The following is a 16,584-nucleotide window of genomic DNA, read 5'->3' as shown; positions in this document are numbered from 1 at the left end:
CTCAGGGAGAAGCAAGAGGCTCCTCCCTTATGATTATTGAATCGTTAGTATCCCGGTTTGACCTTCTGACTGCATCCCTTGCTTAAGGAGGGTCACCAATTCGTTTTCTACGTTGGTAAAAATAATCGGCGTGACGACAGAAGGCGCTTTGCTTTTCACATCATCAAGATCGATGCGCAGAAGCGGGTCGCCTTGTTTTATAGACTGACCAGCTTCCACTAAGGTTTCAAATCCTTCTCCATTTAGTTTAACGGTATCAAGACCTACATGAATGAGGATTTCTAAACCATTGTCCATTTCAAGCCCTATCGCATGCTTCGTCGGAAAAACCTGCACCACTTTACCGTTTACCGGAGAGCGGAATGTATCGCCTTTTGGATCGATCGCAAATCCAGGTCCCATCATGCCTTGGGCAAACACTTCATCCGGCACTTCTTCAAGCGGCATGACGTTCCCTTCAATCGGCATGGTAAAATCATTTTCACGGATGATACGAAGACCATGAAACGCTTCTTCCTGTTTTGATGGCTGCTTTTCATTTTGAACAGGAGGGGCGTTGTTTCCCTGCTCCATCTGTTTCCTCATCGCTTCCGCTAAAAACTCAACCGATGTGCCGACAATGACTTGAAGGTTTTGCTTCCCCACCTTCATCACTCCACGGGCACCATACGATTTTAATGCTTTCTCATTCACCTGCTTCCGGTCAGCCATTTGCAGACGCAGGCGCGTCGTACAATAATCGAGTGATTTAATATTATCAGCTCCCCCGAGCGCTTCAAGGTAGCGATAAGCTTTTACATCTTGATCATCCATCTTCTCTCCCGGCTGACCAACTTCCTGCGTTTCTTCTACAAAACCTTCGTTTTCATCCTCACGGCCCGGCGTTTTCAAATCGAGCTTGACGATTAAGAAGTAGAACACGACAAAGTAGATGGCTGCAAATACCAGCCCTACGACAATAAGCAGGAGCGGATTTTGGGCAATTCCATAGTTTAAGGAAAAGTCGATCAACCCTGCCGAGAAGCCAAATCCATGCCTAATATCGAGCATAAAGGCTGCGACCATCGCCGCCCCTGTTAATAAGGCGTGAACAAAATAAAGCAAAGGAGACAAGAACATAAAGGAGAATTCAATCGGTTCCGTAACCCCTGTTAAAAAGGACGTTAAGCCAATACTTAAGAACATGCCGCCAACTGCCGCTTTACGATGTTTCTTCGCTGCGGCATACATCGCTAAACAAGCAGCCGGAAGTCCGAACATCATAATCGGGAAGAACCCAGCCAAGAAGTACCCGGCCTCTGGATCACCATTTAAGAAACGATTAATCTCGCCTCGAACGACATCACCAGTTTCTGTTGAAAATGTACCAAAATCAAACCAGATGACCGTGTTCATTACGTGGTGCAAACCAACTGGAATAAACAAACGGTTCAGCACCCCGTATACACCAACGCCTATTTCACCAGAATTTAATATCCAATTCGCTGTAGAATCGAGTACGTATTGCGGATACACCCATAAATAACCAAACACAAACGAAAGTACTACCATAGTGAGGGAAGTAATGATCGGTACGAACCGTTTCCCGCCAAAGAACGATAGAAACTCTGGGAACTTCACATCATTGTAACGATTATAGAGCATACCGGCGATCACCCCGGCAATAATTCCGGCAAAAACCCCCATATCAATTTCATCATTAATGCCTTGAACTCCACTTTCAAGAACTAAAACACCAACCGCACCCGCAAGAGCAGCGGCCCCGTTCCCATCCTTCGCAAATCCCATCGCAATCCCAATCGCAAAAATAAGCGACAGGTTTTCAAGGATTCCATTTCCCGCCGCTGTAACAAACGGGATATTAAGCATATCGTCCATGCCGAGGCGCACGAGAAGCGCAGCGGCTGGTAACGTTGCAATGGGAAACATGAGAGATTTCCCAATTCGTTGTAAGAAATTTAACATGATTATTCTCCTCTTAAATTTTTTATGTGAAAACGTTTCATATAAGTAATTTACCATTATGAAGTATAGTTGTCTATACCAATAGAATAAAAGATTATTTGCACCTATAATTATAGTGAATATTAGACATGATCATTATGTAAAAAACGCCTTATGAATAGTTTTCCAAAAGCTTCTTGCCGTCAGGATCCATGGACCCTTCCCTTTCCGCGGACTTGGGTACGAACTGAAGACGAAGAATAAGGGTGGTCAGAACCTTAAAGACATCCCACAGTTTTGGCAGCAGTACATTCAGAAACAATTGGGCGCTACGATTCCGAATCCCCTGCACAAAAATGAAGAACTCGGCATCTGTACCGATTTTTCCCCAGAAACCGGCGAGTTCGTTTATATCATTGGAATGGAAGTAGAAAAAGGAACGCAAGCACCTGAAGGATTGGTGTATAAAAGTTTTCCCGAGCTCGAATATGCCGTGTTCACTACGCCGAAGGCAAATGAGGAATCGTTTCCCTCGACCATTCAATCGACATGGAATTACCTTTTTACAGAGTGGTTTCCACAATCGGGGTATGAGCATCAGGGCGCCCTGGATTTCGAGATGTATGACGAAAGGTGTTACGATCCCGAGAACAAACAGATTGACATCTACATCCAATAAAAAAGCGGACGACAAAGGTCTAACAGAAAGCTCCCATAGAAAAGAGTCCCATTTTCTCAAAGAAAATGGGACTCTTTTACTGCAGGTGGTGCAGATCACCAAGACAGATATTTAAAAATTATGCCGATTCTTAACTAATAAGTAAATAAAGAAAGGAGCTCCTACACCAGCCGTAAAGATTCCAGCAGGGATATCACTGGGGTAAAAAGCCGTGCGTGCAACGACATCTGCTAAAAAAACAATAAGAGCACCAATAAAGGCAGCGGAAGGAAGTAAATATGGAAAAGAACGCCCTACCAGCAGTCGTGCGATATGAGGGGCAACTAATCCTACGAAGCCTATGGTGCCTACAACAGAAACCGCTGCCCCAGCAAGTACTACACTGCTCAACAATAAAACCACGCGGTGTTTTTGCACACTTAGACCGAGCCCCGCGGAAGTATCATCTCCCAATTCCTGCACATTGAGTACAGATGAATACAAAACAATTAATGGAACGATTAGAACCGTCCAGGGCAGTAGTAAACGCAGCCCCTCCCATGACGCACCGTAAACACTTCCTGTCAGCCAAATATAGGCTTGGCTTGCAGAGTAATCCGGGCTCAGCGTTAGAATGAGCATCGTGCAGGCGTTCATCGCTGCGGACACGCCAATGCCAATAAGAACCAGCCGAATAGGCGTTACCCCTTCATTCCATGAAATGAAGTAGATCAGCAGGGAAGCCGCTAAGGCGCCACCAATGGCTGCAAAGGGCAGCCACTGAATCCCGAAACTATCCTGAAAAAAGGTGATATAGCTTACAGCCGCTACTGCCGCTCCTCCAGTAATTCCGATAATATCCGGCGAAGCTAAGGGATTACGTACGATTCCCTGAAGAATCGCTCCAGCTATTCCTAAACATAAACCAGCCAGCAGAGATACGGCCGCCCTCGGAAATCGCAGCGTATTAATAATAAATTCATTTCCCCCACTACCTCGACCAAATAAAGACTGACTAATCTCCACTGGGCTAAAGAAAGGATCGCCAAATCCAGGTCCTGCAAAGAGAGCGGCAACGGTGAGTAGCAGTAATAACAGGGTCACCATTAGAGGCTTTACATCAATTTGAAAGGATATTGTGTTTTTCTTACTGCGAATGTTCATTTGTCTTGCCATACTGAAACTCCCTTCACAACAGCCCTTACCTCTTAGTTAAACCATACCGGGCGATATAAATAAAAAACGGGGTGCCAATCAATGCGGTCATAATCCCTACAGGTATTTCCTGAGGCATAATAAGCAGCCTGGCTAACACATCCGCGCTAACGAGTAAGGATGCTCCCAACACCGCACTTAAAGGGATCACCCATCGATAATCTGGTCCGAACATTCCCCTTGTGATATGGGGAACGACTAATCCAATAAAACCAATTGCACCGGCGATCGACACAGAACTCCCTGCTAGAATAATGACAATGAGACCTATCCCTATTTTAAACAGGGTCGTTTTCTGTCCAAGGTTCTTAGCCACATCTTCTCCAGTCGCAAACACATTTAACGCATTTCCCATAAACATAGCCCCGGCAGCGGCTATCACAATAAAAGGCAAGATAGGATAAAGCATACCCAGAGACCTGCCGCTGATCGAACCAGTCAACCAGAACAGGACTTGCTGCAGCCCATTCTCATCTAACACAAGCATGGCCTGAGTCATGGATAAAAACAAAGCACTGATGGCCGATCCTGCTAAGACAACTTTGATCGGCGTCATCCCATCTCTTCCAATCGAACCAAGCAAAAATACCAATAACCCTGCCACAGCTGCACCTAACAGCGCCAGCCACATAATCTGAACAAGCGAAGAAAATGAAAACAGAGTAATCGATAAAACGACGAAAAACAAGGCGCCTGCATTGATTCCGAAAATACTTGGAGAAGCGAGGGGATTCCCTGTTAAAGCTTGCATTAAGGCTCCTGCGATTGCCAGGCTGGCACCAATGACACTGCCTAACACTGCCCGGGGCAGCCGCTCCTCCAAAACAACCACCTGGTTAATGGACGACGTATTAAAACGAGTAAATGCCTGCACAATATCCTCTACTACAATGGCTGTCTGACCAAAATATAAGCTTGATAAAAAGGCAAATAAAAAGAGTAGTACAGTGACGGCAGCCCCTATGATTTTTGAAAGCTTTGTTTTTAATAAATAAGACATAATCAGCCGTTATCCTTTGACAGACAGAAGAAGAGAGACTCCCCTCTCCTTCTATTCGTTATTTTCATCTTCTAAATCATAAATCTCGTACAAGTCATCCAGCATATGGTTCGCAGCTAAATAGCCTCCTGCGCTGTTCCACGTCACTTCATCTACATTGTGCACATTATCATCCTGCACAGCATCAAGCTCCTGCCAAAGAGGGTGACCTGTCCATTCTTCATAGGTCTGCTGAATTTCGTCCTTCTCTGTTCCAGAGTTAAAGTTAAAGATGACGTCCGCATTCATTTCAGGAATGCTTTCTTTAGATGTTAACTTCACTCCCCACGTATCCTCTTTATGATTATCAGGACGATCAAAGCCCAATTCATTTAAAATTCCGCCACCGAACCCTGTATAAAAGATTCGGGCATGATCCGCACGGAAATTCGTAATGGCTGCTTCGACAGGAAAATGACCTTCCTCTTCCATTTGAGATTTAAAGTCTGCCACTCTCTCATCCCATTCATCAAGTAACTCTTCGGACTCTTCTTCTTGATCCAGGGACTGTCCCATGAGATCCACGGTATCTTTCCATCCATAGATCTCATCAATCATGACCGTAGGGGCAATTTGTGAAAGCTCATCATAAATATCCTCATGCCGGTCTTTATTGGCAAAAATAACATCCGGCTGCTGCTTAGCTACTTCTTCTAAATTAGGCTGTGTTTCTTCCCCTACTTGATCTACACCCTCAAGATCATCGCGCAAATATTTATAGACAGGCTGCTCCACCCAGGATTCTACAATGGCAACAGGCTCCACATCTAAAGCCACGGCTGCATCATTGGCTCCTTGAAAGAGTGAAACGACACGTTCTGGGTCCCCTTCAATTTCTGCCGTTCCCATCGCATGCTCCACTTCACGAGTTTCTGAATCATTGGATTGATTTTCAGAGTCTCCTGACGTTTCATCTGAAGAGCTGCCACATGCCGATAATACGAACGATAATACGAGCAAACTCCCGATTCCCCATTTATTTTTCATTTTATAACCTCTCCTTTTTGTCGATTACTGTTATTTTTTCTTCCGCTTTTGTTCTTTGCTGGGCTTTAGGGATTTCTTCTGGATACCCCATATGGATAATCCCAACGATTTTTTCCCCTTCTTTCACCCCGATATCTTCACAAAATGAACTGGAATTTATGTACTGATTGGTCTTCCATATCATTCCGATCCCTTGCTCCCACCCAAGCAACTGAAGGTTTTGAATCAAAGCACTTGTAGCTGCAAAATCTTCTTCCCATATTTTTTTCTTTTCACTCTCTTCCATCACGACGACTAAGTGAGCCGGGATGTGGCGGTATCTTTCAATCAGCTTATCAGGATTTTTCGTCGATAATTTGCCGCGCTCACACTCATTTAGCAAGGCTTCAACGATGGCTTCTTTTCCTTCACCCATAAACAGCATGAAACGCCAGGGTTCCCTTACGCCATGATTGGGAGCCCAAACCGCATCGTTTAACAAGTCGATAATGACTTCTTTATCGATGGGCGAACTTTTAAATTTCTTTATGGAACGTCGATTCTTTATCGTTTCAACTACTTTACTCTCTTCGACTTTTAGCATTTTCTCACTCCTATATGGTAATGATAATCATTTTCATTTAAAAATAATAAAAAAAATAACCCCAGATCGAGGAATTTTTTTAAAGACTCACTGATAATGATTCTCATTATAGACAAAGAAAAGATAAGTTGCAACCACATCTTCAAAATTAATTTAAAATTGATCATACTTTAAAGCTGAGATTCCATTACAATCCTGCTAAAGTCGAACGTAGTTATCATAAGCATAAGAGCCAACCTCCGATTGGATAGTTGGCTCTTATATTCCTCAGTGAAACAAATTGAATTATTCTTCAGGCAGTAATACAATCTTTCCTAACTTCCCTTTATTTTTAAAATACACTTGAGCGTCTTTCGCTTTTTCCAAAGGAAAAGTCTTATCAATGACCGGCTTGATTTTCCCTTCCGAAATGGCTTGAAGCATATCTTTAAACTCGGCCCTCGTTCCGAGCACGGATCCATACATCGTAATATGTTTAAGATACAGCGTTCTAAAATCGAGATTTGTCTTCTGGCCGCCAGCAGATCCTGAGATGCAGAACTTGCCTCCCTTTTTCAATACCTGTAGAGATGCAGGAAACAAAGCATCTCCGACAACATCCAGCACAGAATCAACGGGTCCCCCGTTCGCTTCTAAAATTTCTTCTGCAAGATGATCAGATTTATAGGAAACGACATGAGTCGCTCCTAATTCCTTCAGTCTTTCTTCACTATCTAAGTCACCAATCACCGCGATAACCTTAGCGCCAAAGACTTTAGATGCAATTTGGACATTTAGTGATCCAACACCGCCATTTGCCCCGGTTACCATAATCGTTTCCCCAGGCTGAACTTGAATTTGTTCGACCATATGCCACGCCGTTAAACCACTTACGGAAAAAACGGCACTTTCAGAATAGCTGGAGAGAGGCATATCAAAACAAAGTTCAGCTGGCCATACCACATATTCAGCATAACCCCCGTCATATTCTGAGCCTATAAAAGACATATCCTCAGAAATATGTTCGGATCCTTCTTCTCCACTAGATGTAAATGGGAATAAAACAACATCTTTACCTACCATAGATTCCTCTACCGAATTTCCGACTTTGACAATTTCGCCTGTTATATCAGAGCCAGGTGTGCGTGGAAACTGTACGCCTTCGGGCCGCCATCCAGATTTAGAACCAGTGCCGTAAGCTCCTTCTCTCATCCAGATCTCTGTATTATTAATCGCACATGCCTTTACTTTTACTAGGACTTCCCCGTCATTTGGTTCAGGGATGGGGGTTTCCACTAGTTCTAACTGATCAACATCCCCGTATCCTGTAACTTGTACCGCTCTCATAACATCATCACCTTTCTCTTTTTTAACCCTTCTTTTATAAGAGAGTAAGTATACGATATATTATTTATCTTTTATTTTTATTTATCAAATGTAATGTTTAACTTCCTGCTATCCTTTGCTCTCCATACGCAGAGCAATAAAATAACCCTCCTTACTTTTTCAAGGCAAGGAGGGACATGTTCCTACATCACTTGTCATGCATTCCATTTATACCCAATGGAAGCATGATCATGCTCATTTACTCTTTCTCTCTCTTTCGATATAGCTCCAAAACGGTTTGCACGATCCCTTTATCCATTCCGGTTGTAGTTTCGATCACATCCGCTAACTCACTCATCGTTTCATTGCTTTCTTTTTTGATTAAACCTTCCGTTGTGCTCCATGTGATTTCCCAATCATCGAACTCCCAATGAGCTGTCTCATCTTTATATCCTACCCGGCACTCTATTAAAGGAGGCGGACTGATCCTATTTTGAGATGCTTCCGCTGCTGTACGAAATTCTTCGGCTTCGATCGGGGTGGTATCATACGTTTGCTTGGAAACTTTTCCATTCGGCCGATGGTAGAGGATTTCTAGATGTTCCCTTCCAGGTTTCACTTGTATTTTTGCAGCTGGAAAGACTCCACTGAGTTTCTCCTCACTGAAATCCTGCCGATGACTGTCAATGAGTATAGGAGTGATCCATTGATCTCCTAAATCACATAAATATCGGCCTCCCGTTTCATCAACCGCTATAACGGCAACATGAGCACCTTCAGCGTCTATATCGTGACCGATCGGATAAGCTTTGATTCCGTCTTTCTTAAACTCGTCAAGCAGCCAGATGGCCAAATCAAAGCAGTTGCCTGAGAGTCCGTACTTTTGCCGATCTTCTCTCATTTGAGCAATATCTCTTTGCCTGCCCGCCTTATGCTTGTTATAAACCCACAGCTTACTTACAGTTTCCATAGGAAAATGATCAAACTTACGCCACGTCTTCAAAATGTCTTCACTTGGCAACATAAGGTCCACCTCATTCGATCGTCCATCCTTCTCAAATAAACCGCCATCTATCTTAATTTTCATCTCGGAATTTCTTTATTATTTTACCACATAAAGAACGTAATTTGACAAAAATGTAAGCGCTATTATATTGTAAAAAACAAAGGTTATACTTCGTGCGGAGATATGGATGGTTCACTCAGAAATAATACTGCAAAAGCAGACTTTTTGGGTGAACTCTTTTTATATACTCCCTGAACTATCATTCATTTTCTGAGAGAGGAGAGTTCATTTGAAAAAGCATTCCTTTTACATGTTTAGTTTGTTCATCGTTTTCTTTTTCATCGTCCCGAATCCATCGCACGCTGAAAGTGAGGAAGGTTTTTTACTGGAGCAAGGCACCCCGCCGCCTGGAGCTAATGATTCGAGTTGTGAACCGTCTGACGATAAACCCAACCCGGTCATTCTTGTTCCCGGTACATTTGAGCGCAGTGCACAAAACTGGATGGAGCTGTCCCCTGCCCTTACAAGTAAAGGTTACTGTGTCTATGCATTAAATTACGGGTTTACTCACGCCGGGGCTTCTACAGGTCCTATTGAAGAATCCGCTCAAGAATTGGAACATTTTGTTGAGAATGTTCTTCAACTCACTGGTGCAGATAAAGTAGATATTATAGGGCATAGCCAGGGGGGAATGATGCCAAGATACTATCTCAAGTTTTTAGGCGGGGACAAGTATGTAGACAACTTAATTGCTTTTGTGCCTTCTAACCATGGAACAAAGGGATTCTTTGGTTTCGAACGACTAAACCCGGAGCTGGCTGATATCACTTCCTGTATAGCCTGCCAGCAGCAACTAGCAGGATCGGAATTTCTTGAAAATCTAAACAGTGGAGAAGAAACCAGAGGAAACGTTTCTTATACTGTTTTAACTACAGAAACTGATCAAGTGGTCATCCCCTATACCTCAGCCTTTCTCGAAGGACCAAAGAAGCAAATATCGAACATTACTATACAAGACCATTATCCATTGAACAAAATTGGTCATCAGGGAATTGTATATGATCCATTATCCTATGCTTTTGTTTATGATGCTCTTGCTTATGATGGTCCGGCAGACGCTGAACGAGCATTAATGCCGTTCCATTAATGTTTATACGTTACGGTAGGACGTTATAAATCAAAAGCTGATCTTAATGTCCCCCCTTTCTTTGATATATTGAAGAAGGGGGGGTTCTTGTACAATTTTTTATTCTTTCTTGTGCAACTTACGATTCATCCTGGTGAAAAGTTTGTATTGCCCCATGGATAAAACACTAAACGAAGCAACTATAATCAGAGCCTCCAGGTACCCCATATCTGTATAAACCGCAAAGCTCAATCCCAATATAACGGAAGCTGAGAACATCGTTATGTAAATCCATTTATCTACTTTGATTCTATTAAAAAACTTGTCATACAGGACGATTCCAGAACAGGTGAAGACCATCAGAGTAATGGTGACCGCCATACTTATTTCAAGTTCACCCATCATAACCCCCCCTTTGTTACAAAGTACTATTTGACAGATTCACCTATTACGCAAGAACTCGCAGGAAAATTGCGCCCAGCACTATAATGATCCCTGCGAGTAAAGTTGCCAGGACAAAAGACAGGATTTTCAGTCGTAAGTGCTCGAATCTTTTTCGATAATGAAGATAGACAACAGAGCTGAACATAGCAATAAATAGAATCCCGCTCAGTACATTCGAGCCCCATCCATCAATAGTCATGTTGAAATAGACACTTAACGCCATTGTTAAACATATGATGATCATTTGATACAATATAAACTTGAAATAAATCATTGTAATCCCTCACTATAGTAAAGACTCGAACATATCCATGATTTCGCATGAACTGCACGATATGATTAAGCAAAAAATCACCTCTTAAAAAGAGAACGGCATTCTCTTTTTCTACATAATGACCAGCAGGGATTACATTAAGATTGCGGGGAAGCCTCTGAATCTTCCATAGAACCAAATTTCTTGTCGAGCCACGATGCTATGAAAAAGATCAACCCAATAAACAAAATATGTGAGTTGTCATACCAGCTTAAAATGGTTTCCGTTAGTATCAGATCAATACTCACAGCAATGACTACTGAAAGACTAGTTAATGAAAATGCTCTAATGAGAGGTAGTTCTATAAAAAAACCGATGAATACCGTTAAAATTAAAATAACCAGGAGAAATATATAAAATATAAGATCACTTTCTATTAAGGAAAATCCTCCACTCATTATGACCGCTAAAATCAGAAATGCAAACGCACGCATGTAATAACTGTTTCTTAAGGCTTGTATCATACCTGCTGAAAACTCCATTCAATTTACAAAAATGATAAGGGGCTCCTTCACCTTGCTTATGTACCAAACTTTTTACTAAGTCCGCTGATTCTGAGCCACTTTTAGCTGAGGGTGGTATTGTATAACCAACTGAATGATTGAGCTCCTCTTCTTCCACCATAGTAGTATTCTACGAGTCCTAAATCAATCCCTAATGCTGCTATCGCAGCCATAACTGGTGTATGCCCATCAGGGGCAGTATGGGAATATTTTCGTATAAACATATTGGTTTATGCTTTGAGAGACATCCTCAAACCCATGGACAACTTCCCTGGTAATAAACTTGCCTTTACAAAGTCCTCACCACTTCCAACCAGCAAAAAAATTTACCCGCTGTTCTTTTTCAGGGGCAGCTTTTTTAGGTCTTTGATCTAATATTATCTCTTCCAAAAATATCTTGAAAGCATTCATAATTTCTCAGTTTATGAACAAAATAAACAAAAACATCCGAGAGTAAAGGTGGGATTACGTTGAAGCAAAACTCTAATAAGCAAACGTCTCCACCTGCTTCACAACCACTTTTTCCTAATTTGGAAGACAGCTTAGACCATATCCGCACGTTAATGGGCGACAGCTCTGACCTTGTGATCCGTTCGTTAATGATTCACAAAACGTCCGCAGCTGTTATCTATATGGACGGGCTTGTTGATAACAATTCGGTGCAAAACTTCATTCTCGAAGCTTTAATGCTGGAGATGCCATCGAAGCGTCAGTCCAGTCACCATCTTTACTTATCCATCAAAGAAAAAGCATTGCCCATTGGTGAAACGGAAGAAATAGAGTCGTACACTGACCTATTCGATAAGCTGCTTTCAGGTGAAACGATCCTGCTGCTTGAAAAACAAACAAAAGCATTGGCTGCCAGCACCAAAGGCTGGCGTGACAGAGGGGTTCAGGAAACGACATCAGAAAGCGTCATCCGCGGTCCTAAAGAAGCTTTCACGGAAACCTTAAGGACAAACACAGCTTTAATTCGAAGAAAAATTAAAGATTCCAACCTTCGCATTGAGGCTAAGAAAATCGGTAACAAAACACATACTGATGTGGCGATTGTCTATTTAGAAGGAACGGCCGAAACAGATGTCATCGAAGAATTGAATCGACGCTTAGACCAGATCGATATTGATGGAGTGTTGGAAAGTGGTTATTTAGAAGAGTTCATGCAAGACGCGCAGTATTCTCCCTTCCCTACCGTCTATAATTCGGAAAAACCGGATGCGATTGCGGGAGGGATTCTTGAAGGCCGAGTCGCTATTATTACAGATGGAACGCCAAACGTTCTATTAGTACCCGCTTTATTCGTAAACTTTATGCAATCCAGTGAAGATTACTATCAGCGTGCGGACATAAGCACATTAATACGAATGTTGCGCTTGTTCTGTTTTTTTGTCGCTTTATTCATGCCTTCTCTCTATATTGCGTTTACAACGTTTCACCAAGAAATGATTCCGCCCCCTCTTTTGATCAACTTAGCTGCCCAAAGGGAAGGCGTGCCTTTTCCTGCTTTAGTTGAAGCATTAATGATGGAATTGACGTTCGAAATATTACGGGAAGCAGGAGTAAGGCTGCCTAAACCTGTGGGTTCTGCCGTATCGATTGTTGGTGCACTTGTATTAGGACAATCAGCTGTTCAAGCAGGGCTCGTCTCTCCTGCCATGGTCATCGTTGTCGCTATTACGGCCATCAGCAGCTTTGTCTTCCCGTCTTATAATTTGGCGATTTCGATTAGAATGCTGCGATTTCCTTTGATGATCTTAGCAGCTACGTTCGGTTTATATGGCATTATCCTGGGGATGATTGCGTTGGTTCTTCATTTATGCAGTCTAACATCGTTCGGAAAGCCTTATATGTCTCCTTTTGCTCCATTTATACCTAAAGATCAGAAGGATGTATTGGTTCGTTTTCCTCACTGGGGCTTGTTATCCCGCCCTAGTTCTTTAACAAAAAAGGACCAAAAAAGAGTAGATTCTACATCAAAGGAGAGCTGATGATGTTGGTGAAGAAGGGAGTCTTTTTCAAAATTCCAGCGATAGTCTTGTGCTTCATTCTCCTTACAGGTTGCTGGAACAGCAACGAGTTAGATGAAATTGGCATTGTCGTGGCGATGGGAATTGATAAGACGGATGATAACCAATACGAGTTAGTTGCTCAGGTGATCAACCCATCTGAAATTGCTACAGATGCACCAACTACTCGCCCACCGGTCTCGACGTATTCCACCACAGGCAAAACATTATTAGAAGCATTCAGAAAGTTGACCCATAAATCCCCACGTAAAATGTACTTATCGCAATTAAGGCTTCTTGTACTCGGAAAAGATTTAGCGGAAGAAGGAATCATTTCCTCACTTGATTTATTTTACCGGGAACATGAATTTCGGACTGGTTTTTATGTAACGATTGCTAAAGATACGGACGTGGACACTTTGTTAAGTACTCTTACTGCCTATGAGAAAATACCAGCTAATAAACTTATGAATTCCATTGAAGCTGTAGAAACAGGTCATGGCTCTTCTAAAGGGATCACGATTGACGAGTTAATTTCTCAGATTCACAGTAAAGGGCAAAGCCCTGTCATTGCCGGCGTCTTCATGGAAGGACCAGAAGAAGGTGGGACGAATATTAGTAATGTAGAAAATATTGATGCCCCAGTCAAACTGACCATCGATCACTTAGGAGTACTAAAGGATGACCGACTTGTTGGCTGGCTTGATGAAGATGCAAGTATGGGGTATAACTACATCCTCGGGAATATCAAAAGTTCAGTGATCACTCATCCTTGCCAGGATGGGACGGCAAGCATTGAAATATTACGGACGCAAAGCAGTATGGATGCGGCATTTGCAGGTGGAGAGCCCTCCATTTCCATTGAATTGGACCTAGAAGGAAACATCGGTGAATTGAATTGTCCGATTGATTTAAGCAAAGAGGACTCTATCCAGAATTTGAATAAGGAAACAGAAAAAGAAATTAAAAGGCTCATGGAAGCCTCTATAAAATCGGCTCAAAACGATTATGAGACCGACATTTTTGGCTTCGGCAGTCTCATCCATCGTAAAAACCCAAAATATTGGAAGACCGTAGAAAATGATTGGGATACTGAATTCAAAGATTTACATGTAGACATTCAAGTCAAAGCGGATCTCCGTAGAAAAGGAGACTCTACACAACCGATCATTAAAGAAGGCTAGGTGAGTGAAGGTGTGGTCTATACTAGCAATTATCATTGTCGCAGCAGTTATCTTTATTGTGGAGTTCCCTTTATTAAAAAAGAAAAAGAAAGACCTATGGTTTTTCAGCCTGTTTTTGGTGATATTCACAGCTATTAGTGTATTGGAAGCCGGAGAAGTCCCATTGCCAAACCCGCTGGATTATATTCAAAGCTTTTATCAACTTTTCTTAGGGTAACGAAGAAATGAGGTGAAAAAATGGATAACCAGACGATAAGTCCCCGTCAATTTATGTTCTTGGTCATTTTGTTTACCATTGGAAGCTCCATTATCATTGTACCCGGCCCCCTTGCTGCGCAAGCAAAGCAGGACGCATGGTTATCCATTACCATCTCCCTTTTAATTGGATTAACTCTCATCCTTTTCTATAATCATATGGCAAAATTAATGGAAGGTAAGACGTTTGTACAGGCGACAATTATGGTATTTGGAAATTGGTTCGGCAGGTTTATTCTATTCTTCTATCTATCGTTTCTTTTTATTTTAGCTGCCCTTGTGTTAAGAAACATTGGAGATTTCATGACGACTGAAATAATACCCGAAACTCCTTTACAATTTACCCACATTCTCTTTTTGATTGTCGTCATATGGGGGGCTTATTTAGGATTAGAAGTCATGGGAAGGTCTGCTGAAATGTTCATGCCCTGGGTCTTTCTTTTATTGTTATTTTTCACGATTACGTTAGCTCCCCAGATTAACGTAGAAAACCTTCAGCCCTTTTTAGGCGAAGGATTTATGCCCGTGCTCAGCACGTCTACCTTTGTCATCGGTACACCCCTTTTGGAGATGGTGACCTTTCTGATGATCTTTCCTTATGTAAAAGACGCTAAAACGAAAAGAAAAGCGTGGGTGTTAGGCGTATTCATCGGCGGGATGATTTTGACGTTGATTACTCTTCTCTGTTTGCTCGTCCTTGGCAGCGACCTAACAGCTCTGAATACTTTTCCAAGTTATAAACTGGCTCAAAAAATAAACATTGCAGGTTTTTTAGAAGGGCTGGAAATTGTTATTGGAATAATTTGGATGCTAACCATATTCTTCAAAATGGTCGTTCTTTATTATGCTGTCAGCGTGGGGGTTGCCCAGTTCCTTACGATGGACGACCACCGTCCTTTGCTGTTGCCGCTCGGGATGGGCATGATTGTTTTATCCATCATCGCCTATCCTGATGTCGCTTATTTTGAAACATTCGTAGGCGATACGTGGTTTCCTTATGCTTTCACACATGGCTTTATCCTTCCTGCCTTCGTATGGATCGGTCTAATAATCAAATCGAAGAGAGATAAAAAGCAGAAAGACCTCTCATCCCATTCATAAAAGAGGTCTTTTAAATTCTCACCGGATGAATAAATTTCAAAAACGGATCAATAATAGACTAGACACTTTTTATAAGGAGTAGATAGATATGGGTATTCTGACAGGGAATCAACAAAAAGAGCCATTGCATTATGGAGAAGTTTTTAGTTTATGGAGTTACTTATCAGCAGCTAAGGGAAACTGTGCAACCTATGAGACCCTTTACAATCATGCAGGTGATAAGGATTTAAAACGCCTTTTAGAAGAACTGATTCAAGGGATTAAACAGGAAAGCCGGGAAATTGAAGAACTACTTAAGTTAAATGGGATCGCTCTACCTCCTACACCTCCTGAACGTCCAGTAGCTAACGTAGACGACATTCCTGTAGGTGCTCGAGCCAATGATCCAGAAATCAGCGCTGCTGTCTCACTTAACATTGCCCAGGGACTTGTGGCTTGCAGTCAAGCTATCGGTCAATCCAGCCGTGAGGACATTGCGATGTTATTTGGGCAGTTCCATATGAATAAAGCTCAAGCTGGAGCAAGAGCTTTACGCTTGAATAAGGAAAAAGGCTGGCTTGTCCTTCCTCCTTTGCATAAAACAAGCTCACGCGAACAATAAGGGTTAAGATCTCCTTATATGTGGAGAGTGACACAAAACTAAATAAAGCATACAATAATCCGAACGATTCTATTGAAATCAGTTCGGATTATTTATGTTCAAGTAAGGGTTTTCACCATCGCTCCGTCAAAATACTTCGCTTTCCGTGGGCTCGGCCTCAGCCTCAGCTTCCTCAGAAAGCAAAGAGCGCTTTCCTGCGAGTTCTTCGACTCGAGCTGTTCCCACAGGAGTCTTAAGCATTTTGACTACGCTAATGATCTGCGTTTATACCATACAATTTTTTATCAAACGGTTACTTCTTCAACTTACCTATG

General features: G+C 42.2%; 18 protein-coding genes. 7 read left to right on the top strand and 11 right to left on the bottom strand.

Going from position 1 to position 16,584, the window contains the following annotated elements; genetic code table 11:
• Positions 1 to 33: 33 nt before the first annotated feature.
• Complete coding sequence (gene nagE, locus IEV27_RS15345; RefSeq protein WP_188378388.1) at positions 34 to 1,965, bottom strand: N-acetylglucosamine-specific PTS transporter subunit IIBC; 1,932 nt, start codon at positions 1,963 to 1,965, stop codon at positions 34 to 36.
• 157 nt (positions 1,966 to 2,122) lie between these two features.
• Here nagE and IEV27_RS15340 point away from each other — a divergent pair, with 157 nt between their 5' ends.
• On the top strand, positions 2,123 to 2,623 hold the full coding sequence (locus IEV27_RS15340; protein ID WP_188378833.1) for a GyrI-like domain-containing protein: 501 nt from the start codon (positions 2,123 to 2,125) through the stop codon (positions 2,621 to 2,623).
• Positions 2,624 to 2,734: 111 nt separating this feature from the next.
• Here IEV27_RS15340 and IEV27_RS15335 read toward each other — a convergent pair whose 3' ends face one another.
• The 6 genes from IEV27_RS15335 to IEV27_RS15310 all read right to left on the bottom strand — a co-directional run bounded on the left by IEV27_RS15335 (position 2,735) and on the right by IEV27_RS15310 (position 8,818).
• Positions 2,735 to 3,778, bottom strand: a complete 1,044-nt coding sequence (locus tag IEV27_RS15335; protein WP_188378387.1) for a FecCD family ABC transporter permease — start codon at positions 3,776 to 3,778, stop codon at positions 2,735 to 2,737.
• 25 nt (positions 3,779 to 3,803) lie between these two features.
• Positions 3,804 to 4,817, bottom strand: coding sequence for a FecCD family ABC transporter permease (locus IEV27_RS15330; RefSeq protein WP_188378386.1), 1,014 nt, complete (start codon positions 4,815 to 4,817; stop codon positions 3,804 to 3,806).
• 51 nt (positions 4,818 to 4,868) lie between these two features.
• Positions 4,869 to 5,843: an ABC transporter substrate-binding protein gene (locus IEV27_RS15325; RefSeq protein WP_188378385.1), complete on the bottom strand. Its 975-nt coding sequence runs from the start codon at positions 5,841 to 5,843 to the stop codon at positions 4,869 to 4,871.
• A 1-nt stretch (position 5,844) separates the two neighbouring features.
• Positions 5,845 to 6,426 carry a nitroreductase family protein gene (locus tag IEV27_RS15320; RefSeq protein WP_188378384.1) on the bottom strand — a complete coding sequence of 194 codons (582 nt, stop codon included), beginning with the start codon at positions 6,424 to 6,426 and terminating at the stop codon, positions 5,845 to 5,847.
• Between the two features lie 285 nt (positions 6,427 to 6,711).
• Positions 6,712 to 7,752 carry a zinc-binding dehydrogenase gene (locus IEV27_RS15315; protein WP_188378383.1) on the bottom strand — a complete coding sequence of 347 codons (1,041 nt, stop codon included), beginning with the start codon at positions 7,750 to 7,752 and terminating at the stop codon, positions 6,712 to 6,714.
• 238 nt (positions 7,753 to 7,990) lie between these two features.
• Positions 7,991 to 8,818 (bottom strand): hypothetical protein, encoded by an 828-nt coding sequence (locus IEV27_RS15310; RefSeq protein WP_229735383.1) that lies wholly within the window; start codon positions 8,816 to 8,818, stop codon positions 7,991 to 7,993.
• Between the two features lie 208 nt (positions 8,819 to 9,026).
• On the opposite strand from IEV27_RS15310, the gene IEV27_RS15305 reads away from it, so the two are divergent.
• The gene (locus IEV27_RS15305; RefSeq protein ID WP_281063590.1) at positions 9,027 to 9,884 is read left to right on the top strand and encodes an alpha/beta fold hydrolase; all 858 of its coding nucleotides are present in this window, start codon (positions 9,027 to 9,029) and stop codon (positions 9,882 to 9,884) included.
• Between the two features lie 99 nt (positions 9,885 to 9,983).
• Here the strand turns inward: IEV27_RS15305 and IEV27_RS15300 are convergent, their stop codons facing one another.
• The 4 genes from IEV27_RS15300 to IEV27_RS15285 form a co-directional block, all read right to left on the bottom strand.
• The gene (locus IEV27_RS15300) at positions 9,984 to 10,265 is read right to left on the bottom strand and encodes a hypothetical protein (protein WP_188378382.1); all 282 of its coding nucleotides are present in this window, start codon (positions 10,263 to 10,265) and stop codon (positions 9,984 to 9,986) included.
• Between the two features lie 46 nt (positions 10,266 to 10,311).
• Positions 10,312 to 10,581, bottom strand: a complete 270-nt coding sequence (locus IEV27_RS15295) for a hypothetical protein (protein ID WP_188378381.1) — start codon at positions 10,579 to 10,581, stop codon at positions 10,312 to 10,314.
• Positions 10,582 to 10,718: 137 nt separating this feature from the next.
• Complete coding sequence (locus IEV27_RS15290) at positions 10,719 to 11,084, bottom strand: hypothetical protein (protein ID WP_188378380.1); 366 nt, start codon at positions 11,082 to 11,084, stop codon at positions 10,719 to 10,721.
• Positions 11,085 to 11,185: 101 nt separating this feature from the next.
• Positions 11,186 to 11,347, bottom strand: coding sequence for a hypothetical protein (locus tag IEV27_RS15285; RefSeq protein WP_188378379.1), 162 nt, complete (start codon positions 11,345 to 11,347; stop codon positions 11,186 to 11,188).
• Between the two features lie 246 nt (positions 11,348 to 11,593).
• Between IEV27_RS15285 and IEV27_RS15280 the strand changes: the two genes are divergently transcribed.
• From IEV27_RS15280 to IEV27_RS15260, 5 genes are all read left to right on the top strand, one after another.
• The gene (locus IEV27_RS15280) at positions 11,594 to 13,111 is read left to right on the top strand and encodes a spore germination protein (RefSeq protein WP_229735382.1); all 1,518 of its coding nucleotides are present in this window, start codon (positions 11,594 to 11,596) and stop codon (positions 13,109 to 13,111) included.
• Between the two features lie 2 nt (positions 13,112 to 13,113).
• Positions 13,114 to 14,313 carry a Ger(x)C family spore germination protein gene (locus IEV27_RS15275; protein ID WP_188378378.1) on the top strand — a complete coding sequence of 400 codons (1,200 nt, stop codon included), beginning with the start codon at positions 13,114 to 13,116 and terminating at the stop codon, positions 14,311 to 14,313.
• A gap of 4 nt (positions 14,314 to 14,317) precedes the next feature.
• Positions 14,318 to 14,530, top strand: a complete 213-nt coding sequence (locus tag IEV27_RS15270) for a hypothetical protein (protein ID WP_188378377.1) — start codon at positions 14,318 to 14,320, stop codon at positions 14,528 to 14,530.
• Positions 14,531 to 14,550: 20 nt separating this feature from the next.
• The gene (locus tag IEV27_RS15265) at positions 14,551 to 15,669 is read left to right on the top strand and encodes a GerAB/ArcD/ProY family transporter (RefSeq protein ID WP_188378376.1); all 1,119 of its coding nucleotides are present in this window, start codon (positions 14,551 to 14,553) and stop codon (positions 15,667 to 15,669) included.
• 88 nt (positions 15,670 to 15,757) lie between these two features.
• Complete coding sequence (locus tag IEV27_RS15260) at positions 15,758 to 16,270, top strand: DUF3231 family protein (protein ID WP_188378375.1); 513 nt, start codon at positions 15,758 to 15,760, stop codon at positions 16,268 to 16,270.
• Positions 16,271 to 16,584: the final 314 nt, after the last annotated feature.

The sequence above is a fragment of the Halobacillus andaensis genome, from assembly GCF_014636475.1.
Taxonomy (GTDB): domain Bacteria; phylum Bacillota; class Bacilli; order Bacillales; family Halobacillaceae; genus Halobacillus_A; species Halobacillus_A andaensis.
The sequence above is the reverse complement of the archived record's forward strand: the minus strand, read 5'-3'. Positions and strand labels throughout refer to the sequence as shown.